This window comes from Burkholderia sp. BCC1644 (assembly GCF_902833225.1).
GTDB lineage: Bacteria > Pseudomonadota > Gammaproteobacteria > Burkholderiales > Burkholderiaceae > Burkholderia.
The window spans coordinates 113,764-134,932 of sequence record NZ_CADFEI010000009.1; the positions used below are offsets into that span (position 1 = coordinate 113,764).

19 protein-coding genes are annotated in these 21,169 nt (G+C 64.7%); 4 read left to right on the forward strand and 15 right to left on the reverse strand.

Features of this window, described 5'->3' with window-relative positions; all coding sequences use genetic code 11:
- Positions 1-13 precede the first annotated feature (13 nt).
- Genes moeB through HWX87_RS19430 form a run of 3 tightly spaced genes read right to left on the reverse strand, consistent with a single transcriptional unit; the run spans position 14 to position 2,852 of the window.
- Positions 14-1,432: a molybdopterin-synthase adenylyltransferase MoeB gene (gene moeB / locus HWX87_RS19425; RefSeq protein ID WP_208456540.1), complete on the reverse strand. Its 1,419-nt coding sequence runs from the start codon at positions 1,430-1,432 to the stop codon at positions 14-16.
- Positions 1,433-1,472: 40 nt separating this feature from the next.
- Complete coding sequence (locus HWX87_RS37890) at positions 1,473-1,886, reverse strand: Mov34/MPN/PAD-1 family protein (RefSeq protein ID WP_244137713.1); 414 nt, start codon at positions 1,884-1,886, stop codon at positions 1,473-1,475.
- A gap of 30 nt (positions 1,887-1,916) precedes the next feature.
- Positions 1,917-2,852 (reverse strand): EamA family transporter, encoded by a 936-nt coding sequence (locus HWX87_RS19430; RefSeq protein ID WP_205713874.1) that lies wholly within the window; start codon positions 2,850-2,852, stop codon positions 1,917-1,919.
- Positions 2,853-2,944: 92 nt separating this feature from the next.
- Between HWX87_RS19430 and HWX87_RS19435 the strand changes: the two genes are divergently transcribed.
- A complete protein-coding gene (locus tag HWX87_RS19435) occupies positions 2,945-4,375 on the forward strand; it encodes a PLP-dependent aminotransferase family protein (protein ID WP_176048623.1) in 1,431 nt (476 codons plus the stop codon).
- 479 nt (positions 4,376-4,854) lie between these two features.
- Here HWX87_RS19435 and HWX87_RS19440 read toward each other — a convergent pair whose 3' ends face one another.
- From HWX87_RS19440 to HWX87_RS37895, 3 genes are read right to left on the reverse strand one after another with little or no spacing between them, the layout of a single operon-like run.
- A complete protein-coding gene (locus HWX87_RS19440; protein ID WP_176048624.1) occupies positions 4,855-5,676 on the reverse strand; it encodes an SDR family oxidoreductase in 822 nt (273 codons plus the stop codon).
- A 14-nt stretch (positions 5,677-5,690) separates the two neighbouring features.
- Positions 5,691-6,932: an MFS transporter gene (locus tag HWX87_RS19445; protein WP_176048625.1), complete on the reverse strand. Its 1,242-nt coding sequence runs from the start codon at positions 6,930-6,932 to the stop codon at positions 5,691-5,693.
- A gap of 4 nt (positions 6,933-6,936) precedes the next feature.
- Positions 6,937-7,086 (reverse strand): hypothetical protein, encoded by a 150-nt coding sequence (locus HWX87_RS37895; protein ID WP_208456542.1) that lies wholly within the window; start codon positions 7,084-7,086, stop codon positions 6,937-6,939.
- Between the two features lie 72 nt (positions 7,087-7,158).
- On the opposite strand from HWX87_RS37895, the gene HWX87_RS19455 reads away from it, so the two are divergent.
- A complete protein-coding gene (locus tag HWX87_RS19455; RefSeq protein WP_176048626.1) occupies positions 7,159-7,833 on the forward strand; it encodes a metalloregulator ArsR/SmtB family transcription factor in 675 nt (224 codons plus the stop codon).
- Positions 7,834-7,893: 60 nt separating this feature from the next.
- Here the strand turns inward: HWX87_RS19455 and HWX87_RS19460 are convergent, their stop codons facing one another.
- From HWX87_RS19460 to HWX87_RS19475, 4 genes are all read right to left on the reverse strand, one after another.
- Complete coding sequence (locus tag HWX87_RS19460) at positions 7,894-10,542, reverse strand: GH92 family glycosyl hydrolase (RefSeq protein WP_176048627.1); 2,649 nt, start codon at positions 10,540-10,542, stop codon at positions 7,894-7,896.
- A gap of 114 nt (positions 10,543-10,656) precedes the next feature.
- Positions 10,657-13,122: a GH92 family glycosyl hydrolase gene (locus tag HWX87_RS19465; RefSeq protein WP_176048628.1), complete on the reverse strand. Its 2,466-nt coding sequence runs from the start codon at positions 13,120-13,122 to the stop codon at positions 10,657-10,659.
- Between the two features lie 328 nt (positions 13,123-13,450).
- Positions 13,451-13,918, reverse strand: coding sequence for a cupin domain-containing protein (locus HWX87_RS19470; protein WP_176048823.1), 468 nt, complete (start codon positions 13,916-13,918; stop codon positions 13,451-13,453).
- A gap of 118 nt (positions 13,919-14,036) precedes the next feature.
- Complete coding sequence (locus tag HWX87_RS19475) at positions 14,037-15,260, reverse strand: Zn-dependent hydrolase (RefSeq protein WP_060221451.1); 1,224 nt, start codon at positions 15,258-15,260, stop codon at positions 14,037-14,039.
- A 144-nt stretch (positions 15,261-15,404) separates the two neighbouring features.
- Between HWX87_RS19475 and HWX87_RS19480 the strand changes: the two genes are divergently transcribed.
- Complete coding sequence (locus HWX87_RS19480) at positions 15,405-16,322, forward strand: LysR substrate-binding domain-containing protein (RefSeq protein WP_176048629.1); 918 nt, start codon at positions 15,405-15,407, stop codon at positions 16,320-16,322.
- 3 nt (positions 16,323-16,325) lie between these two features.
- On the opposite strand, the gene HWX87_RS19485 is transcribed toward HWX87_RS19480, so the two are convergent.
- The 3 genes from HWX87_RS19485 to HWX87_RS19495 all read right to left on the reverse strand — a co-directional run bounded on the left by HWX87_RS19485 (position 16,326) and on the right by HWX87_RS19495 (position 19,060).
- Positions 16,326-17,678, reverse strand: a complete 1,353-nt coding sequence (locus tag HWX87_RS19485; protein WP_176048630.1) for an aminotransferase class V-fold PLP-dependent enzyme — start codon at positions 17,676-17,678, stop codon at positions 16,326-16,328.
- 20 nt (positions 17,679-17,698) lie between these two features.
- Positions 17,699-17,998, reverse strand: a complete 300-nt coding sequence (locus HWX87_RS19490) for a metalloregulator ArsR/SmtB family transcription factor (RefSeq protein ID WP_176048631.1) — start codon at positions 17,996-17,998, stop codon at positions 17,699-17,701.
- Positions 17,999-18,172: 174 nt separating this feature from the next.
- Complete coding sequence (locus HWX87_RS19495; protein ID WP_176048632.1) at positions 18,173-19,060, reverse strand: LysR family transcriptional regulator; 888 nt, start codon at positions 19,058-19,060, stop codon at positions 18,173-18,175.
- 119 nt (positions 19,061-19,179) lie between these two features.
- Between HWX87_RS19495 and HWX87_RS19500 the strand changes: the two genes are divergently transcribed.
- Positions 19,180-20,217 carry an aldo/keto reductase gene (locus HWX87_RS19500; protein WP_176048633.1) on the forward strand — a complete coding sequence of 346 codons (1,038 nt, stop codon included), beginning with the start codon at positions 19,180-19,182 and terminating at the stop codon, positions 20,215-20,217.
- A gap of 189 nt (positions 20,218-20,406) precedes the next feature.
- Here HWX87_RS19500 and HWX87_RS19505 read toward each other — a convergent pair whose 3' ends face one another.
- Together HWX87_RS19505 and HWX87_RS19510 are read right to left on the reverse strand one after the other, a co-directional pair.
- The gene (locus HWX87_RS19505; protein ID WP_176048634.1) at positions 20,407-20,826 is read right to left on the reverse strand and encodes a type II toxin-antitoxin system VapC family toxin; all 420 of its coding nucleotides are present in this window, start codon (positions 20,824-20,826) and stop codon (positions 20,407-20,409) included.
- Positions 20,826-21,077, reverse strand: coding sequence for a type II toxin-antitoxin system Phd/YefM family antitoxin (locus HWX87_RS19510; protein WP_176048635.1), 252 nt, complete (start codon positions 21,075-21,077; stop codon positions 20,826-20,828). Before HWX87_RS19510 ends, HWX87_RS19505 begins: the two co-directional genes overlap by 1 nt.
- Positions 21,078-21,169 lie beyond the last annotated feature (92 nt).

The window sequence follows — 21,169 nt, forward strand, 5'->3', positions numbered from 1 at the left end:
CCCATAGCCTCGTTCAATACATCGGCATATCGCGCTCGACGTCCTTCGCCCAGCGTCTGATCCCGCCGTCGAGCACCTGGACCTTCGCGAAGCCTGATGCCAGCATCGAGGACGCCGCGCGTTCTGCGCGCGTACCCGCGTAACACACCACGACATACCGATCCGAGCGCGGCAATCCTCCCAGATTTTCGTCCAACTCAGCCAACGGGATATGTAACGCCTCCGGCAGACGACATACCTCCAACTCGTTGGCGTCGCGCACATCAATAAGCCGTACCCCTGAGGTCCCCGCCCGCATCAGTGCATCAAGCTCGGCGGGGGCGATGTAGCAATGCGGCTCCATTCGCGTCGCAGCCACTCCGCTGGTTTGGCACACAGAGACATCCTCATCGATATCGCCTCGCACTCCACCGGAACACGTAGGACAATCATCTCGCCGCGCGAACGCCACCTCCGAGAACGCCATGCCTAGCGCATCGAAGCGTAGAAGCCTTCCGGAGAGCGGCTTTCCCAAGCCCATGATGAGCTTGATCGCCTCCGTTGCCTGCAGGAGCCCTATAACGCCAGGCAGAACGCCGATGACCCCACCTGCATTGCAGCTTGGGGCCAGTTCCGGAGGAGGACTCTTCGGAAAGAGGCAGCGATAGCACGGTCCGCCTGCCAAATTGAACACGCTTACCTGTCCATCGAAGCGATAAAGCGCGCCATAGATCAACGGCTTCGCCTGGCGTGCACATGCTTCGTTGACGACGTAGCGGGAAGCAAAGTTGTCTGTGCCGTCGACAACAACGTCATACTGCTCGATCAGGTCATAGGCATTGCTCTTGTCGACCGCGTACGCATGCGTCCTGATGTCGATGTGCGGATTCAGATCAAGCAGCCGTCGCTTGGCGGACTCGACTTTCGGGACACCAATCGTTTGATGCCCGTGAACGATCTGCCGCTGAAGATTGCTGACTTCCACGGTATCGAAGTCAACCAGACCGATCGTACCGATCCCTGCGGCTGCCAGGTACAGCGAAATAGGTGAACCAAGGCCACCAGTGCCGATAATCAGTACCCGCGCTTTCTTCAGCCGCGCCTGTCCTTCACGGCCGACACCCGGCAAGGTGATGTGACGAACGTAGCGCTGCACTTCTGCATTGGTCAACTGATCGACATCGACACCACCGGATGTCGCAAGCATGATCTCGATCTCGTCCCGACTCTCGAGTGGCGAGTCGAGATCAACCAAGCTTCCTGCGGAAGTCACCAGAAAATGTTCCTTGAAATGCCCGTTGGCATAGAACAGGTGCGGCCGAAGCACCGGGTGCTGTTCGCAAATATCGAACACCACCTCGCGCGTTGTGTTGCCTCGCCCCATCAGTCGGGTGTCATTCAGCTTGGCAACGCGCCCGAGTATTTCAGGGAAAATTACTGTTCGAACATCCATGATCTGCTTCTCCTCCACCACTCCAAATCAAACAACAAACTCAAACCACAAATTCACGCGCCGTCGCAAACTGCCCGTTGCGCCACTCAAACAACTTCGCGCCCTTCGCCTTTCCCGCTTTCACATCTATCACCAGGTACTGCACCGGATAGATCGGTTGCCTGTCGTACAGAGCTTTATCGATGTCCTCACGGCTGAAGTACGCACCGACGTCCGGATGAGAGTGATAGATGACAGCCACCGGATTGTCGATGCGAAAGCTTTCGTTCAACAGGACGGTATCGTCTACGGAAAACGTGTATCCAAAGTTGGCGCTGCGCTGATAAACCTCCGGACTACGTGCGTGCAGTTCGTCCTGGATGTTCACCCCCTCGTGCACTTGCCCATCGAAATGCACAAAGCCACAGCACTCCTTCGGGTAAGTTTTCTCGGCGTGTTGATAGACGATTGCCAAGTTCCGTTCATTTAGTGCATCCACGTCGACTTACCTCCCTCGCGCGTACAACGTTTCGATCGGCAACTTCGTAATCGCAAAGCCCGCCAGAAGCAGCGCCGAATAGGCAATCAATTCATGCGATACCGGCACGTGCTCGTACCACGCGCCGATCAGCACGGCGAACACCGGGAAGATGATGAACACGAACGAAAGGATCACCGGGCTAAGGCGCTTGAGCAGCAAGAAGTACACAATGAACCCGCCGACCGATGCCGCAAGACCGAGATAAAGCAACGCGCCCCAGGAACGTGACGTGATCTTGGCAAGATCGGGGTGCTCCACCACCAAGCCGGCAAAAAAGAGGCCAGCACCGGCGATCCCGATAGGCAACGTATTGAAGGTGATCACACTGAGCGCACGGCCTCGCTGCTTGGTGATCACATAGCAAAGCGCATGCATGATGGCCGCGACAAGGATGGCGACAACACCGAACAACTCGCCGTAATCGAGATGGAGTCCTTGAGAGCGAATGATCATGGCCAAACTGCCGAAACCAACGGCAATGCCCACGACCTGCGAAATGAAGATCTTCTCCCGCAGAAACACGGCCGAAAAAATCAGGATGAACACCGGCATGCTGCTGAACAACAGTGCCGTCAACCCTGACGACACATATAGCTCACCATAGTTGAGCAGGTAATACGGCACGCCGAAATAACACAGCGTGACGAAAACGAAGAAGCCGGACTGATGGCGGGGAAAGAGGATCGGCTCTCGTCGAACGAGCGCGAACAACACGAACAACGGAAACGCAATCAGAAAGCGAAGCCCCGCAGCGGTCAGCGGCGGCACACTCTCCACCGCAATCTTGATGCCCAGCCAGGTCGTGCCCCAACTCAGACAGACGATTAGGAAAAGCAACGCCGTCACCAACCCGCCCAACCTGTCCCGCGCCACGCGCTTTTCCCGAATCGCAATTGACATGATATCAATACACCAAACCGAATACATTCTGAGATAATAGCCTTGCGATTTTCATACAAAGCACTGAAATCACAGGTTAAATTGGGGCAAATATGACTGTCAAAACAAATATTGACACCATGTCAATCATTGGAAATGCACTCGCAAATGGACAGGGCCCCAAGTACCTGCGTCTTGCACACGCGCTGCAGAACGCCATTCAGTCGGGCACGATCGCGCAAGGCGCCAAATTGCCACCTCACCGTGTCTTCGCAGACGCCTTAGCTGTCACACCCGGCACCGTCAGTCGGGCCTACACGGAGTTGGAGCGGCTTGGCCTGGTGGTAGCTCGCGTGGGCGACGGTACCTACGTCCACTCACGCCAACAGGAGCGAATGCGCGACGCCGGCTTCCGCAACTTCGTCGATGCGCCCGCCCTGTGCCACGACATGAGTCGCAACATGCATATTCCCGGGCAGGAGGCAGCGCTGTTGGCTCGCGATCTCGCACAACTTTCGCAATCGCCTCGTGCCCTCCAGGAGCTGATGCTCTACACGCCCGATACGGGCCTGCCGCATCATCGACAGGCCGGCGCACGTTGGCTTGCACACGGCGAATTTGCACCATCCGCCGATCAGGTGCTTTGCGTTAACGGTAGCCAACATGGTTTGCTCTGCGCGCTGATGGCCTTGGTACGTCCGGGCGACACGCTCGTCACCGAGCAACTCACTTACCCGGGTCTCGTCGGCTTGGCGCGATTCCTGGGTATCAAACTGATCGATGTCGCGATGGACGAGGAGGGATTGGTGCCAGAATCGCTCGAAGACGTCTGCCGGACCAACCGGGTGACCGCCCTGTATTGCACGCCAACGATCCAAAACCCGACCACCGCGGTCATGTCCCATGGGCGCCGCCAGTCGATTGCGTCGATCTGTCGCGAGCACAACCTCATGGTGATCGAGGACGAGACGCATGGCGTCTTGATGGAAAACCGCCCGCTGCCGTTGAGCTACTTCGCGCCTGAGCGCGGCGTCCTTATCAGCAGTCTGAGCAAAGCCGTGGCGGCAGGTCTGCGCGCCGGCTTTCTTCACGTGCCGGCCCCCTTGGTGAGCCGCCAGGCCGCTGCCATTCGCGCCAGCTCGTGGATGGCTGCGCCACTGGGCCTGGAGATCGCCAGTCGTTGGATCGAAGATGGAACCGCCCGCGCGTTACTGCGTCAACAGATCGATGAAATCGAACGCCGCAAAGCGTTGGTCAGCCACCTCCTCGATGGCTTGAACTATCGGACGCACGATCGCAGTCCGCACTTCTGGATCGAAGTCCCCGCCCCTTGGCGATCGGCGGAAGTCGAACACCAGTTACGGCAACGCCATCATCTCATCAGCATTGCCGAGGCTTTCAGCGTTGGCCGCGGTGCCGAACCGCACTTCGTGCGCGCGAGCGTTAGCAATGCGACGGGCGGCGAGGCGAAGCTTTTGGAGGGATTCGAATGCCTCGGCGAGGTCTTGCGCGGGGGGGTGCAACCGTCGCAAACCCCGCTGTAGGCCAGGCATGCGAGAAACCCACGCACGACACGCTACCCACCATAGCTCTATTCACCCTCACCCACGCGGGAAGCCTTGACCATCGTCACGACACGCGTGCCGAACCTCAGTGTCGGGTGTGTATTCGCAGAGGCGAGTAAGTGGCCTGGAGTAAAATTCCAAGCCATTTTCGCGTTCTTTAAAGTGACGCCCATACGCTTGAGATCATGAGCCAGCCACCTAAAATAATAGGCCCCGGGCAAGCCGGCTCGTCCCGCCCCTGGCGTAAGTGACCTGCCCCCGGTTTTAGTCCGAACTGCAAGTCCGAGGTAAAAAAACTGCTGCTTCGCGTCGTGCGCCCGGGCGAACTGCGCGGGCGTCAGACAGCCAAGCGGACTATGAGTTCGCTGGGTGTTGTACTCGACTCGCCATTCCTCAATCAGCCGCATCGCGCATGACAACTGCGCGCGGCTGTCCGGCCGTGACACCACATCCCCGCGTCACGTCAGGTTCATTCCCCCGTCAAGCATCACGATCTCGCCCGTCACGTAATCGGACGCGACGAGCATCGCGACCGTCTGCGCGATGTCGTCCGGCGTCGCCGCACGGCGCATCGGCGCGCGCTCGCGCCAGAGCTGCTGCGCTTCCGTCCAGTCGGCGGTCAGCGGCGTATCGACCAGCCCCGGCGCGACCGCATTGACGCGAATCGCCGGCGCGAGCGTGCGCGCGAGCAGCCGCGTCGTGTGATTGAGCGCGGCCTTCGCCGCCGCATACGGAATCGACGCGCCCTTCGGCCGCACGCCCGCATGCGAGCTGACGTTCACGACGCAACCGGCCCGCCCGCGCGACGCCGCTTCGAGCAGCGCGGGTTGCGCTTCGGCAACGAGCCGGAACGGCGCGATCACGTTGATCTCGTGCATCTCGCGCCACACGTCGGGCGTGGCCGCGGCGAGATCGTCATGCGGGATCACGCGGCTGACGCCCGCATTGTTGATCAGCACGTCGAGCCGCCCGTGCACGGCCAGCGCGTCGCGGATCAGCCGCACGCGTTCGGCGTCGTCGGCGAGATCGGCCTGCACGTAGGCCCCGCCGAGTTCGCGCGCCATCGCGCGGCCCGTCTCGGCCGAACTGCGGGAGTGCAGGATCACCGCGTAGCCGTCCGCCGTCAGGCGACGCGCGATGGCCGCGCCGATCCCCGACGTCGATCCGGTGACGAGCGCGACAGGCCGGTGCAGACGCGACGCGCGCGGCGCGGCGACGGTTTCGGTTTCAGGCTCCGTTTCGGAAATCGGGGCAGAGATCGGTGGAAGCGGCGCGTCCATATCGGGGAACCCTGTCAGTGGCGTTCCCGCATCATAATCGCGACGACGCCTCCGGACGCGAACGTCACGGCGGCCACCACGAGGATCGCCGCGGCGAAACCGAAGCGGTCGGCCATCAGGCCGGCCGACAACGCGCCGATCGCATAGCCGAGATCGCGCCAGAACCGGTACACGCTCAGCGAACGCGCGCGCCAGCCGGGCTCGGACGCATCGGACACGGCCGCAATCAGGCTCGGATAGACCATCGCGGTGCCAAGGCCGAGCAGCATGCTCGCGACGAGCCACCAGCGGAACTGCCCGGTGAGCGCGGTCAACGCGAGTCCGGCTGCCTGCACCCACATCCCCGCAACGATCAGGCCCTTGCGCCCCCATCGGTCGCTGAGCGGCCCCGTGACGATCTGGCAGCTTCCCCACACGATCGGATAAACGGCTTTCAGGATCCCGATCCGCTCGATGCCGAGCCCGAGCGTCGTGAAGAACAGCGGGAAGATGCCCCAGCTCATCCCGTCGTTGAGGTTGTTGATCATGCCGGCCTGCGATGCCGCGAACAGGTTGCGATCGCGGAACGACGTCAGCATGAAGACTTCGCGGAACGACAGCACGGACGCGCCGGCCAGCCGGCCGCTTTCGAGCCTCACGTGGTCGCGCGTATCGCGCACGACGAGGATCGACAGCAGCAGGCCCGCGATCGCGTAGAACACGCCGAGATAAATCGGCGTCGGCCGCAATCCGTAGCGGCTCGCGAGATATCCGGTCGCGAACGCGGTCGCGCCCACCGCGAAATAGCCGGCGCATTCGTTCAGGCCGACCGCGAGGCCGCGGCTCTTCGGGCCGACGAGGTCGACCTTCATGATCACCGTCATCGACCACGCGAACCCCTGGCTCAACCCGAGCAGCACGTTCGCGGCGATCACCCATTCCCAGTTCGGCGCCGCGATGATCATGAACGGCACGGGCAGGCCGAACAGCCAGCCGGTGATCAGCACGCGCTTGCGTCCCCACGTATCGGCCAGCTGGCCCGACACGAGGTTCGCGAACGCCTTGACCAGCCCGAAGCTGACGATGAACGACGTGATCAACGCGGTCGATTCGAGATGGAACTGCTCCGAACCGATCAACGGCACGACCGTGCGCTCGATGCCGACCATCCCGCCGACGAACGCGTTGACCAGCACGAGCAGCGCGAATTGCCACCCGTTCTCGCGCAGCCCGAGCGCAACTGCGCGCCCGCCGCGCGCCACCGCTGCGTTCTCCATCGCGTCAGCCTCCCGCCGCTCCACGCCCCGCGTCGAGCGCGCGCAGTTGCGCGGCGGCCGGCGGTACGGGCGGCGCACCGCTCGCCTTGTCGCCACAACCGAACAGGTATGAAATGCCACCCGTGTCGGAATGCAGGAATTGTCCGAGGATCATCGAATTGCTCTCATCCCGCGAATGCAGTAACATTCAATCAATTTGATGAATGATTGATCGAGGAGCGGCCACGTGTCAAGCACGGGACCCAAGCAAGCGATTTACGCGAGCCTCGCCGAGGTCGCGCAGGCAATCGGCCATCCGAACCGGCTCGAATTGCTGGAGCACCTCGCCCAGCGCGAGCGGTCGGTCGAGGACCTGACGACCCTGTCGGGAATGACGTTCGCGAACACGTCGCGGCACCTGCAGATTCTGCGGCGCGCGCGCCTCGTCGATACCGAGCGGCGCGGCAAGCACATCGTGTATCGCCTCGCCGGCGACAGCGAGGTCGTGGCGCTGATGAAGGCGCTCGGCCGCGTGGGCGAACGCAACGTCGCCGAGGTCAACAAAGTGATGGGCGACTACTTCCACGCGCGCGATGCACTGGAGCCCGTGTCGCGCGACGAACTGACCGCGCGGCTCGCGGACGGCCTCGTCACGCTGCTGGACGTGCGTCCGCAGGACGAATACGCGCAAGGCCACCTGCCAGGTGCGCTGAACATCCCGCTGTCCGAACTCGATGCGCGCGTGAACGAGTTGCCGGCCGGGGCGGAAATCGTCGCCTACTGCCGCGGCCCGTACTGCGTGTTTGCGGTCGAGGCCGTCGCCGCGTTGCGCGCGCGCGGCTTCAAGGCCGCACGGCTGGAAGACGGATTTCCGGAGTGGAAAGCGGCCGGCCTCGCGGTCGAGACCGACACCGCCGGATGAAGCAATGCGGCCCGCGTCGATGCGGGCCGCTTGGCGTTGCCTGCTGCTACTTGCCCGCTGCTACTTGCCCGCCAACGCCAGTGAAGGCGCGAGCGCGCTGTTGGGATCCTGCCCGTTCCAGGTGCTGACCCATGCGTCGTTCGGCGTCGTCCCCATCACGAAGTCGAGCTTGCCGCCGGCCTTCATCTCGTCGTACGTGATGTACGGCCGATGCAGCGGCGTACCGTTCAGGCTGACCGACTGGACGTAGCGATTCACCGCTGACGGTGCGCCGCCACCGGCCGTATGCGCGGTCACCTTGAAACGCCGCATCGCGCCGAACTTCAATGCGTTGCCGTCTCCGCCTCCCGATGCGACCGGGATGTCGATCGTCGCTTCCTCGAACAGGGGCGTGCCGAGGTAGAACACGCCGCCGACCGGATTGAGCGAATAGATGCCGAGCGCGGACAGCACGTACCACGCGGACAATTGCCCGCAATCGTCATTGCCGGGAATGGCCGAATCACGCACGCGGCGCGGGTCGGCCAGCGCAGCCTTCAGGCTGTCGCCGCTCAACAGCGCGCGATCGCCGGCCGTCAGCGTCAGCGAATACATGTCGTCCATCACCGTACGCACGCGATCCTGCGTCTTCGACGGCATGCCCGCGACCGCGTACAGATACGGCAGGTGGTTCGCCGGCTCGTTGCCCGCGAAGAATTGCCCGCTGCGCCCGGTCAGGTCCGGAAAGCCCTGGTTGTTGAGGAAGGTCAGCGGGTTGGCCGGATCGAACGTGCGATCGAGCTGCGCGATGAACTGGCTTTTCCCGCCGAGCAACGCAACGAGGCCGGGGAAGTCGTGGAAGATGTTCCACGTATCGACCCACGAATTCGATTCGGAGAAGTCCGTCTTTTCCGCCGCCGTCGGGTCGAAGCCCGCCACCCAGTTACCCTGCGCATCCTTCGGCTGCGAGAACTTCCAGCCGTTGTTCAGCACCGGATTGAACACGTTCCGGTAGTTCTGGCTGCGCTGCAGGTAGGGCCGGTAATCGGCCGTGCCCTTGCCCGCCGCCTTGCCGACCGCGGCCGTCGCCCAGTCGTCGAACGCGTAGTCCTGCGTCGTCGACACCGAGGCGTTGTCGCCGGCGACCACGTAGCCGCTCTGCCGGTACTGGTCGAAACCGTGCGCACTCGCGCCTTGCGTGGTCGTCAACGCGGTCCAGATGTCGTCGATGCCCGCGCTCGTCAGATGCTTCAGGTACGCATCGGCGATCAGCGGAATCGACGGGTGGCCGGCCATCGTGAAGGTTTCCGTTTGCGCGAGCGGCCACACCGGCAGTTCGCCCTTGCCGTTCTGTTTGAATTGCGTCAGCAGCGACTTGACCCAGCCGTCGACACGTTCGGGCTGCACCAGCGTCATCAACGGCGACTCGGCGCGGAAGGTGTCCCACAGCGAAAACGTCGACGAATAGTCGAAGCCCGGATTCGCATGCTTGCTCGTCGTCGGTGGCGACGTCGTGCCGTCGTTGGTCGAATCGGTGCCGACGTAGCTGCCGTCCGCGTTGTTGTAGACCGTCGGCGCGAGCATCGTGCGATACAGCGACGTGTAGAACATCGTCCGCTGGTCGGCGCTGCCGCCCTTGACATGAATCCGGTCGAGCGCGGCGCTCCACACGCGCTCTGCCGCGCCACGCACCTGGTCGAACGACTTCGCGCCGACTTCCGACGCGAGATTGGCCTGCGCGTCCGCGATGCTCGACGGCGAGATGCCGACCTTCACCGTGACAGCGCCGCCGCCATCGTTACCATCGGCGAACGTCAGGTAGGCCTTGAAGCCGTCGGCGCTGAACGCGACGTTCTTCGTATCGAACGGCTTCGAGAAACGCGCGACGAAATACGTCGGCTTGTTGTTCGCCCAGTTGTTCGTGATTTCCCAGCCGGCGATCGTCTGCGCATCGATCACCTGGATCTTGCCGCTCGCGGTCGAGCCGCCGATCGGGTTGTCGATACTGACGATCATGCTGCGCTTCTGCGCGGCCGCGCTCGGGAAATACGTGTAGCGATGCACGCCCGCATGCGTGGTGGCCGTCATCTCGGCGACGATCTTCGCGCCCTTGACGTTCCACGGCGTATTGCCGCTGCCGACCGGGGCCATCTTCACGCGGTAGTAGCCGGGGCTCGCGGTTTCGTCGTCGTGGCTGAACGATGCGTTGTAGGTGATCGACGTATCAGCCGCCACCTTCGCCAGCGTCGCGGTGTCGACCGGCGCCAGCGTCGGCAGGAAGCGCACTTCGCCGCCCGAGCCGATGCCGGTGCCCGACAGGTGCGTATGCGTGAAGCCGGTAATGAGCGGATCGTCGTACTGGTAGCCCGACGTGCGATCCCAGTTCCAGGGCAGCGTGTGCGTGCCGCCGGTCGTGTCGGGCCCGAGCTGCACCATGCCGAACGGCACGGTCGCGCCCGGATACACGTGGCCGTGACCGCGCACGCCGCTGCTCCAGTCCGCGTTGATGTCGAGATTCGCGGTGCCGATCATCGGATCGACGCTGCGCAGCACCGAGCGCCTGCCCACGCCGCCGTTCTCGCCCTGGTCGTTCTGATCGCCCTGGTCGTTCTGGTTGCCCTGCGCGTTCGACATCTGCGCGAGCACGCTCGCATCCGTCGAAGCCTGATCGCCCCCGCACCCCGACAACACGGCAAGGCACCCGATACCCACCACATGACGCAGCTTCATCCGTTCGTCCCTCCCTCTCAGTGTCGATCCCGTTCGCAAGGACCGCTCGTTGAACTTCCTCCGTATCCCGCCCGTGCCGGATGTGTTTTCCCGTTCGCGACGTGTTGCGTCAACTCAGGGCGCGCTGGCCGCCTGCGGGAACGACGGCATCGCGGATGCGTCGGTGCCCCACGTCGCGGCGCTCGCATCGGCCGTCATCGAATACGTCAGCTTTCCGCCCTTCGCGATGTGCTCCAGCGGCAGCCATGCGCCGGGCCACGAAGCGCCGTTCAGCTTCAGCGACTTCACGTAGAACGACGCGGTATCGCCCGACCCCGCGCCCGGCGCGACGATGCGCAGCAGCCGATAGCTGCCGTCCTTCTGCCCGACGCGCACGACGATCTTCTCGAACTGCGGGCTCGATACCGCGAGCCCGCTCACGCCCGGCACGACCGGGTAGAGACCGAGCGCGGCCCACACGTACCAGCCCGAGATCGCGCCGAGATCGTCGTTGCCGGGCAGCCCGGCCGCACCGGTGCCGAACTCGTTCGCGAGCGACGCGTGCAGCACGCGCTGCGTATGCGACGGCGCGCCGGCCCACGCATAGACCCACGGCACGGCCATCGTCACTTCGTTGCCGACGTAGAAGTACGGCTGCACGGTGCCGATGTTCAGGTGCGTGAAGAACGTGTCGAGCCGGTTGACGACCGACGCGGCGCCGCCGGCCTGCGCGACCACGCCGCCGAGATCGTGCGGCACGTACCACGTGTATTGCTCCGAGTTGCCTTCCATGAAGCCGGTGCCGTCGGTGACCCAGGCGCCCGCCGATGTCTTCGGCTGAATCGCGTTCTTGTCGAACAGGTTTTGCCAGTTGCCGCTCGACTTCAGCAGCGTGCCGGCCGTCGCCGTATCGCCAAGCGCCGTCGCGAAGCGCGACACCGCGAAGTCGCGCACCGCATATTCGAGCGTGTTCGAGGCGGTCTGGTTGTCGCCGGAACCCGACGACGGCACGTAGCCGAGCCGGTCGTAGTCCGCGCGGCTGCCCATCACCGGCGTGCCGGCGCACGCAGCGCCCGGCGCCGTGCTGGTCTTCATGATCGACAGCGCGGCCTGCGTGTCGAAGTTCGTCGCGCCGAATGCATGCGCGTTCGCGACGATGATCGAACCCGCATCGCCCGGCATCACGGCCGTCTCGGTATTGAAGTACGCCCAGCGCGGGAACGCGCCGCACGCTTTCGCATCGAGCACGAGCGACTGCACGATGTCGCTGGTCCGCACCGGATCGAGCAGCGCCTGCAACTGCATGAAGGAGCGGTCGATGTCCCAGCCGGAGAAGTTCGCGTACATCGTGCGGCCGCGCTCGACCTGACGCGTAGGCGCGGCCGATGCACCGTTCGACGCGTAGAAGTCCGGATACTGGCCGTTCACGTCGTTGAACACGTTCGGATGCAGCGACGCGTGATACAGCGCGGTATAGAACTTCGTCTTGTCGGCGTCGCTGCCGCCCTTCACCTGGATCGCGTTCAGGCGTGCATTCCACGCATCGCTGGCTGCGCGGCGCACCTTGTCGAAATGCCAGCCCGCGCGGCCGTGCGCTTCATCGCCCGGATTTTCCGCGTCGAGATTCGCCTTCGCATTCGCCTCGCTGACGAACGAGATGCCGAGCTTCATCATCACGGCCGGGTGCTGCTTGTCGACCGCGAACGTCACGGTGAGCGGGCTGTTCGCGGCCAGCGCCGGCTTCGCCGCGAACGGCTGGCTGAATTCCGCGTAGTAGTAGAGCGGCACCGCGTGCCCGGCCCAGCAGAAACCGCTGCCCGCGATCGTGCCGGACAGCGCGCGATCGCCAACCTGCTTCACCGTATCCGCAGTCGTGCCCTGCGAGCGGTTGTTCTGCACGGTCGGATCAATCGCGATGGTCGCCTGCTGCCCCTTCGCGAGCACCGGATACGTGAAGCGCGCGAAGCCGGTGCGCACCGTCGTCGTCAGCTCGGCCTTGATGCCGTTGCCGAGCGTGACGCCGTAATAGCCGGCCTGCGCGGTTTCGTTCGCGTGATTGAAGCTGGCCGGCGAGCCGGCGTCGCCGGGCGCGAGTTGCGGCATCACGTTCAGGTAGCCGCCGTTCGCCCAGCAACCCGTGCCGCTCAGGTGCAGGATGCTGAATGCGTTGATCGACGTGTCGCCGTACCAGTAGCCGCCGGAGAAGCCGGAGCCGTCGCCTTTGCGGCTGTCGTATTGCGCAGTGGGCGTCATCGGGCTCCACTGCATCATCCCGAACGGGACCGTCGGCCCCGGGAACGTCCCGCCGCCAAGACCCGAGCCGACCGGGTCGGCCGGCTGGTCGGTCGCGTAGTCGGTGCCGATCAGCGGATTGACGTATTGAACGACGCGAATGTCGGCGTTCTTTTTCGCTGCTTCGTTGCCGTTGTCGCTTCCATTGCCGTTGTCGTTGCCGCCGTTGCCGTCTTCGTTGCCCGGCGACCGCGCTGCGGCCGACAGATTCGAAGCGGCTGCCGACGGCGAGTCGCCATCGCCGCCGCACGCAGCCAAGCCAACGCACAGCGCCAGCAGCGCCGCTCCCAACCCCAAGTTCCTCGACATCGCCTGTCTCCGCTTCGTTCTTGAATCAAGCTTTTGGTTCGAACTACTGAGCTTTAAATCAGGAATCTTTCCGTGACTTGTCGCGTACGCGGTCAATCGGTCGAAACTGCCGGACGCGTGTATTTATTTCCGCATTCGGGTGCCTGAAAAAGGCGCGCCGGCAGATCGAAATGCCGGCACCCGGGAATGGACAATGCGCACAAGCGTGCCCAAATAAACGCGGTTTCTCTACCCCGTATTTTTACGAATTTTTATTTTGTTTATCTAAACAAGAGGCAATCGATTCAGTTTTTTATACGGAATTCGACATTGCGAATGCGATTGGCGATCACGGCTGTTTCGGCAGCTCGACATAGTCCTCAAGCTCACCGGCGATATAAAGCCGCTTGCCGCTACGCGGGTATTCGCAGACATCGTGTTCGAGCCGCTGCCCGCCGACGAGCAGCTCCAGCGGCGCATCGCCGGTGTTCTGCACCGTATGCGCTTCGCCGCCGCGCGGAAAGCCCAGAAAATCGCCGGGCCCGATTTCACTGACGCGTTCACCGATCGTGACCGAGCCCGTGCCGGACAGCACGTAGACGAATTCTTCTTCGTACAGGTGACGGTGATATTCGGCCGATTCGTGACCGGGCATCAGCGTGAGCAGGTGAATACCGAATTGCGTCAGGCCGGTCAGGTCGCTGAGTTGTCGCTTGAGTCGGACGGCATTGGGATTCAGCGAATGCACCGCGCGCGTCGGTTCCATCTTCGCAATATCGGCGGCCTTCAGCAGTTCCCGGGGAAAGGGAGTCGACATGGGGATCTCGCAAGCGTGAATGCTTCGGTTGAGCGCTGCGCCGGCGCGGCGCGCGCAGCGGCTATTGTCCGATATTTTCACGCCGGCAGCCGTGGCTCCACACCGCCGTCGCACGCGGCTAACGCGCGCAATCGGCCAGCAGGTTCGCCAGCACCGACGCGCCTTGCGCGAGATGCACCGGATCGGCATCTTCCGCTTCGTTATGGCTCAAGCCGGCCTTGCACGGCACGAACACCATCGCGGACGGCGCGACGTACGACAGGTTCACCGCATCGTGCCCCGCACCGCTGCACATCTCCAGGTACGGATAGCCGGCGGCGGCCGTTGCCTGCCGCACGCGCGCGACGCAGTCCGCATCGAACACCACCGGCTCGTATTCGGCGATGGTCTGCACCTCCACGCTCGCACCGCGCAGCGCGGTGCGCTGCAAGCAGATCGCTTCGATGTCGGCAACCAGTTGCTGCAGCGCCGGTCGCGACGGATGACGCACGTCGACGCTGAAGCGCACCTTGCCCGGTATCGTGCTCGGCGAATTCGGCTGGCACGCGACATGGCCGACCGTCACGCGCGCGTCGGCATCGAACGCGTGGCCGTGCTCGATGATCGCGGCGATCATCGCGGCCGCCGCACCCATCGCGTCACGGCGCACGCTCATCGGCGTCGTGCCCGCATGCGACTCGAAGCCGGTCACCGTGACGTCGAGTTCGTAGATGCCCTGCACGCCCGTCACGACGCCGATCGGCAAGCCGGCCTGCTCCAGCACCGGCCCCTGTTCGATGTGCGCTTCGAAATATGCTTTCGGCATCTGCCGCTCGCGAGCGGGGCCGGCGAAACCGGTGCGTTCGAGTTCGTCGCGCAGCAGCGCCCCCGTCTGCATGCAGGGGCGATCCAGCGCGTAGTCGAGATCGAGCGTGCCCGCATAGACGGCCGAGCCCATCATGCCCGGCGTGAAGCGCGAACCCTCTTCATTGGTCCACGCGACGACGTCGATCGGATGCCGCGTCACGATGCCGTGCTCGTTCAGCGTGCGAATCGCTTCGAGGCCCGCGAGCACGCCATAGACGCCGTCGAAGCGGCCGCCGAGCGGTTGCGTGTCGAGATGGCTGCCGCACGACACGGCCGGCAAGCCGGGTTCCGTGCCCGGCCGGCGCGCGAATACGTTGCCGATCGGATCGATGCGGATCTCGCAACCGGCTTCCTCGCACCACGCGATGAAGCGGCGCCGGCCCAGCGCGTCGTCGTCGCTCAGCGCGAGCCGGCAACTGCCGCCCTGCGCGGTCGCGCCGATCGTCGCCATCTCCATCAGCGAATCCCACAGTCTTTGCTGGTTAACGAGAATCATCGTGACCGCTCCTGAAAAGCACCGAGCATATACACTCGATCCAATAAGAAAAATCCAAGATTTCTTTATGGACGATAGATTTTCCTTGTCACCCGAGGTTCCGCCCGGAACCCCGTGCCTGCTTCGCATCCGGATCGCTCGCTCATGAAGCTCAAGCAGCTCGACGCGTTTCTCGCGGTCGCCGAGCATCGCACCATTCGCGGCGCGGCGCGTGCGCTCGGCGTCACGCAACCGGCCATCAGCAGTATCGTGCGCGAGCTCGAACAGGAGCTGGACGTGCCGCTCGTCGTGCGCAGCGTCAAGGGGATCGCACTGACCGATTACGGCACTGCGTTCGCGATTCGCGCGCGGCTGATCGTCGAGGAGATCCAGCGCACGCGCGACGAAATCGAACAATTGCGGCTGGGTACGACCGGCTCGGTGTCGATCGCGGTCAGTCCGACGGCTGCGCTGACGGTCCTGCCGCGCGCGTTCGCCGCGTTCACGCGCGACCTGCCCGGCGCGACGCTGAACGTCGACGACGCACTGACCGCGACGGATCTCGCGCGGCTGCGCGACGGCTCGCTCGATTTCATCGTCACGCATCAGCTGTCGAACGCGATGCCGGACCCCGACGAATTCGCGAGCCTTCCGTTGTTCCGGACGGCGTTCGCGGTCGTCGCGAAAAACCGGCATCGGCTCGCGCGCGCCCGTTCGTTGCGCGAGCTCGTCGATGCGCAATGGTGCGTGCCGCGCTACGGCGACGGCGGGGACGACCTGGTCCGCTCGATCTTCGAGCCGTTCGGCATCGACGTGCCGGAGCGCGTGGTCCACTGCCCGTCGTTTGCGGCGACGCTCGGGCTCGTGTCGCAGACGGATGCGCTCGGCGTATTCGCGCGACCGCTCGCCGATGTCGAACGCAAGTCGCGCGGCATCGTCGTACTGGAGCTCGCCGAGCCGATGCCTGCGTTGACGGTTGCGATCGTGATGCGGCGGCATGCGCTGCTGACGCCGGCCGCGTTGCATTTCATCGAATGCCTGAAGGTTGCGTCTGCCGCCGTGACGGGCACGGACGCCGCATGACGCTCAGCGCACGTGCACGCCGCGCAGCTCCGTCAGCAATGCGACGAGCCGGTCGATATGCGCATCTTCCGTGCGCCACGACGACACGCTGATCCGGAACGCCGGCCGCCCCTGCCACACGGTCGCACCGAACCACACGTCGCCCGATGCCTGCGCGGCTTCGAGGATCGCGGCGGTTTCGTCGTCGGTGCCGGCGCGCACGAGCACCTGGTTCAGCACGACGCGGTTCAGCACCTCGTAGCCGGCCGCACGCAGGCCGTCCGCAACCCGCGCCGCCTGCGCGCAATGCCGCTCGACCATCGTCGCCACGCCGGCGCGGCCGAGCGCGCGCAATGCAGCCCACACGGGAATGCCGCGCGCCCGCCGCGAGAATTCGAGGTTCAGGTTCTTCTGCGCATCCTGTGCGCCGCTCAGGTAGACGGGGTCGCTGTTCATCGCGGTGGCGAGCGCGGCCGCGTCGCGGCAGATCACCATCGCACCGTCGTACGGCGTGTTCAGCCACTTGTGGCCGTCGGTCGTCCAGCTGTCCGCGCCGTCGATGCCGTCCGTCAGCGCGCGCTTCGACGATGCGCGCGCCCACAGGCCGAACGCGCCGTCCACGTGCACCCATGCGCCGGCCGCCTTCGCCGGCGGAATCAGCGCCGCGAACGGATCGAATTCGCCGGTGTTCACTTCGCCGGCCTGCACGCAGAGGATCGTCATGTCGTCGAGCGGCGGCAACTGGGCGGGGTCGATGCGGCCGTGCGCGTCGACCGGCGCGACGACGATGCGCTTCATCCCGAAGCCAAGCACACGGAGCGCCTTCTTCACCGTGATGTGCGCGAGCGCGGAGATCACGACCTTCACTTCGGGCGCGCCGATCAGCCCGTCCGCGTCGATATCCCAGCCCTTGCGCGCGAGCAGCGTGCGCCGCGCGGCCACCAGCGCGACGAGCGTGCAGGCGGTCGCGCTCGTGCCGAACCCGACCGCGCTGCCTTCGGGCAACGCGAGCGCATCGACGACCCAGCGCGCGGCCTGGCGCTCGATCGTCGCCGCGACCGGCGAATTCGCGTACGACGACGCGCACTGGTCCCACGCGAGCATCAATCGCTCGGCAGCAGCGGCAGCCGGGAGCGCCGCGCCGATCACGAAGCCGAAGTAGTTCGGGCCGTTCGACGCCACCGTCGCGGGCGTGCCGTGCTCGTCGAGCAGGCGCAGCACGTCGTCGGCCGGGCGGCCCGCGTCGGGCAGCGGCTCGTCGAATGCGGCGAGGCCGGCCAGCGCGGCCGCGTCGGGAAACACGCGTCGCTCGCCGGTTGCGGCCAGATACGCATGCGCGCGCCGGTCGGCGTCGGCCAGCAGTGCAAGTTCGTCCATGTCGGTTGCCTCGATGGGAATCAAAGTTGCGAGAGATCTTCGCCGAGCTGCTGCAGCGCGCCGTCGATCCGCTTGTAGTACGTGAACTTGCCGACGCGGGTCGCCCGCACCAGCCCGGCATCCGCGAGGATGCGCATGTGGCGCGTGGTCGTGGCCGGCGCGATGCCGAGCTTCTCGGTGATGTACGTGCAGCACACGCCGAGCTCGTCGAAATCGCCGTGCGGCTGCGGCGGGAAATGCTTGCGCGGCTGCTTGAGCCAGCGCATCACGGCCAGACGGCTTTCGTTGGCCAAGGCGCTGATGCGGGTAACGTCGTCCATGGGGTGCGGTTTCGTTTGACGTTTTGAATATTAGCTAAATGACGAAACGTGGGCAATCGGTTTGAAGGACGATGTCAGCTCGCGATGTGGCCTGCAAGGATGTCGCATCGACACGCAATGCAAGCGCAACGGGATCGCTGCTTCAACGTTTCGCGACAGCCTGGGTAACCCGAGTTACGCCACGCTCAGCGCCTGCGCCAGCCTGTCGATGAGCGCGCGCACGCGCCTCGGCTGCGCGGCACGGCCCGGATACACGATCTGCAAGTCGACGTCGCCTGGCGAGAAGTCGCGCAGGATCTCGACGAGCGCGCCGGACGCCAGATCCTGCTCGACGTCGACCAGCGACTTCAGCGCGACGCCATGCCCCGCGATGCACCACGCGCGCACGAGCGCGCCGTCGTTGGCCACGCGGCGGCCGCGCACCATCACGCGCTTCGGTTCGCCATCGATGCTGAACGGCCAGTCGGCATACAGGTCCGGCCCGAAACGCATCACGATGCAGTCGTGCGAAACGAGATCGTCCGGATGCGTTGGCGTGCCGTGCGTGGCGAGATACGCGGGCGACGCGCACACCACGCGCCGCGCGCGGCCGAGCGAGCGGCTGCGCAGCGAACTGTCCGCGAGCATGCCGCGGCGGATCGCGAAATCGAGCCCCTGCCCGACGAGATCGACGTAACCGTCGCCGAGATGCAGGTCGACCGTCACACCCGGGTGCTCGGCCAGGAACGCATCGACGACTGGCACGACGCGCTCGCGCCCGAGATCGGCCGGCGCGCTCAGCCGCACCGGCCCCGACAGCGTCTGCACGCCCAGCCGCACACGGCTTTCGAGTTCGTCGGCTTCGGCCAGCAGGCGCCGCGCGCCGTCGACCAGCGTGCGGCCCTCGTCGGTCAGGCTGATCGCGCGCGTCGTGCGCGTGAGCAGCGCCGCGCCGTAATGGTGCTCGAGCGCCGTCAGCCGCTCGGACACCGTGGCCGGCGACAGCCCGAACTCACGGCCCGCCGCGGCCAGCCCGCCCTTCTCCACGATGCGCAGGAACAGCGCGAGATTGTCGAGCAGCATTGTTCGCCTCTTCCGAAGGATATTTTCGAAGTCTGCCCAATTATCCGAAATATCCGCAAGCGATACAGTGTGCCGACGCTTGCCCCCTCGGCAGTTCGACCATCCAAAGGAAACCCGCCATGGAATACCGCACCCTCGGCCGCTCCGGCCTCAAGGTTCCCGTCCTGAGCTTCGGTGCCGGCACGTTCGGCGGCACCGGCCCGCTGTTCAGCGCGTGGGGCAACACGGGCATCGACGAAGCGCGCCGCCTGATCGACATCTGCCTCGAAGCCGGCGTGAACCTGTTCGACACGGCCGACGTGTATTCGGACGGCGAATCCGAGCGCGTGCTCGGCGCCGCGATCAAGGGGCGTCGCGACCAGGTGCTGATCTCGACGAAAACGGGCCTGCCGACCGGCGGCGGCCCGAACGACGCGGGCACGTCGCGCGCGCGGCTGGTGCGCGCCGTCGACGATGCGCTGCGCCGCCTCGACACCGACTACATCGACCTGCTGCAACTGCACGCGTTCGACGCGGGCACGCCGGTCGAGGAAGTGATGTCGACGCTCGACGATCTCGTGCGCGCGGGCAAGCTGCGCTACATCGGCGTGTCGAACTTCGCGGGGTGGCAGATCATGAAGTCGCTGGCTGTGGCCGACCGGCACGGCTGGTCGCGTTACGTGGCGAACCAGGTCTACTACTCGCTCGTCGGCCGCGACTACGAGTGGGACCTGATGCCGCTCGGTGCCGACCAGGGCCTCGGCGCACTCGTGTGGAGCCCGCTCGGCTGGGGCCGGCTCACCGGCAAGATCCGGCGCAACGCGCCGCTGCCCGAAGGCAGCCGCCTGCATGAAACGGCCAGCTACGGGCCGCCGGTCGACGACGCACGCCTGTACGACGTGGTCGACGTGCTCGACGCGATCGCGGAGGAAACCGGCAAGACGGTGCCGCAGATCGCGCTGAACTGGCTGCTGCAGCGGCCGACCGTGTCGTCGGTCATCATCGGCGCGCGCAACGAGGAACAGTTGCGGCAGAACCTCGGCGCGGCAGGCTGGGCGCTGACCGATGCGCAGGTCGCGAAGCTCGATGCGGCGAGCGCCGTGGAAGCGCCTTATCCGTACTTCCCGTATCGCCGGCAGGCGGGTTTCGCCCAGCTCAATCCGCCGATTCGCGGGTAAGGGGCGGCAGCGGCGACGCGGTTGCGTGCCTGCGTGACTGTGTCAGGCCGGCACGCTTGCTTGGCCGAGTTCCAGCCCGGACGAATCCACCGACACCGCCCTCCAGACAACGCTTCGCCCTTTACAACAGGAGCGTTTTGCACCGGCCGTAAGCCGATTCTCCCGGTGCGTGCGGGATAAGTGATTCGTTCAATCCCACGGATTCACGATGGCAACGCCGGTCGCGGCAAAGTCGGCCACATTGCGCGTCACGACAGTCATGCCGTGCACGAGCGCCGTTGCGGCAATGAGCGCATCCCGCTCGGACCGTCGATCCGGTACATGGAGCCGCGCACATCGTTGAGCGACTGCCGTATCAACGGGCAATACGCGACTGGCGAACTCGGGCAGGACATGTCCATCAAGCCAGGCCCTGAGAAGCGCGCCCTGCACCGGGTCTCTGCGTTCGATCTGCAAGACACCGGTCTCAAGCTCCATGATCGTGATGGCAGAAACGAAAAGCGTCGGGGCGTCGACGGTCGAACTCCAGGCCGCCAGATTCCTGTCCGCCTTGCCCGCTCTCACCTTCCGAAGCTCCGAAACGACATTGGTATCGAGAACGAACATCATCAGAAGTCAACCTGCTTGATTGCGATGTCCGCGCGCGGAGGGTCGAACTCGATGTCTTCGACACCGGGCATTGCCAGTGCATCGGCAATGTTGCGCCTCTGTTGCGTGAGTCGCTGGTATTCCTCGAAACTCAGCAGCACATGAGCAGGCCTGCCGCGGTCCGTAATGAACACCGGGCCGTCTTTTGTCGCCTTCTTCGCCTTGGTCACGTCCTGGTTGAGTTCACGACTCGAGAGAGTGGTAATGGTCATCGCGGACTCCTCAAACACGTCAATGTAGGTATGTTACTACAATAAAATAAACGACGTGACGCCCGCGTGAAGCCACAGCAATCATCGATCCG

Coding starts and splice junctions, on each gene's coding strand:
- moeB (WP_208456540.1), bottom strand. CDS start 1,432: ATGGATGTTCGAACAGTAATTTTCCCTGAAATACTCGGGCGCGTTGCC.
- HWX87_RS19430 (WP_205713874.1), bottom strand. CDS start 2,852: ATGTCAATTGCGATTCGGGAAAAGCGCGTGGCGCGGGACAGGTTGGGC.
- HWX87_RS19435 (WP_176048623.1), top strand. CDS start 2,945: ATGACTGTCAAAACAAATATTGACACCATGTCAATCATTGGAAATGCA.
- HWX87_RS19440 (WP_176048624.1), bottom strand. CDS start 5,676: ATGGACGCGCCGCTTCCACCGATCTCTGCCCCGATTTCCGAAACGGAG.
- HWX87_RS19445 (WP_176048625.1), bottom strand. CDS start 6,932: ATGGAGAACGCAGCGGTGGCGCGCGGCGGGCGCGCAGTTGCGCTCGGG.
- HWX87_RS37895 (WP_208456542.1), bottom strand. CDS start 7,086: ATGATCCTCGGACAATTCCTGCATTCCGACACGGGTGGCATTTCATAC.
- HWX87_RS19460 (WP_176048627.1), bottom strand. CDS start 10,542: ATGAAGCTGCGTCATGTGGTGGGTATCGGGTGCCTTGCCGTGTTGTCG.
- HWX87_RS19465 (WP_176048628.1), bottom strand. CDS start 13,122: ATGTCGAGGAACTTGGGGTTGGGAGCGGCGCTGCTGGCGCTGTGCGTT.
- HWX87_RS19470 (WP_176048823.1), bottom strand. CDS start 13,918: ATGTCGACTCCCTTTCCCCGGGAACTGCTGAAGGCCGCCGATATTGCG.
- HWX87_RS19475 (WP_060221451.1), bottom strand. CDS start 15,260: ATGATTCTCGTTAACCAGCAAAGACTGTGGGATTCGCTGATGGAGATG.
- HWX87_RS19480 (WP_176048629.1), top strand. CDS start 15,405: ATGAAGCTCAAGCAGCTCGACGCGTTTCTCGCGGTCGCCGAGCATCGC.
- HWX87_RS19485 (WP_176048630.1), bottom strand. CDS start 17,678: ATGGACGAACTTGCACTGCTGGCCGACGCCGACCGGCGCGCGCATGCG.
- HWX87_RS19490 (WP_176048631.1), bottom strand. CDS start 17,998: ATGGACGACGTTACCCGCATCAGCGCCTTGGCCAACGAAAGCCGTCTG.
- HWX87_RS19495 (WP_176048632.1), bottom strand. CDS start 19,060: ATGCTGCTCGACAATCTCGCGCTGTTCCTGCGCATCGTGGAGAAGGGC.
- HWX87_RS19500 (WP_176048633.1), top strand. CDS start 19,180: ATGGAATACCGCACCCTCGGCCGCTCCGGCCTCAAGGTTCCCGTCCTG.
- HWX87_RS19505 (WP_176048634.1), bottom strand. CDS start 20,826: ATGATGTTCGTTCTCGATACCAATGTCGTTTCGGAGCTTCGGAAGGTG.
- HWX87_RS19510 (WP_176048635.1), bottom strand. CDS start 21,077: ATGACCATTACCACTCTCTCGAGTCGTGAACTCAACCAGGACGTGACC.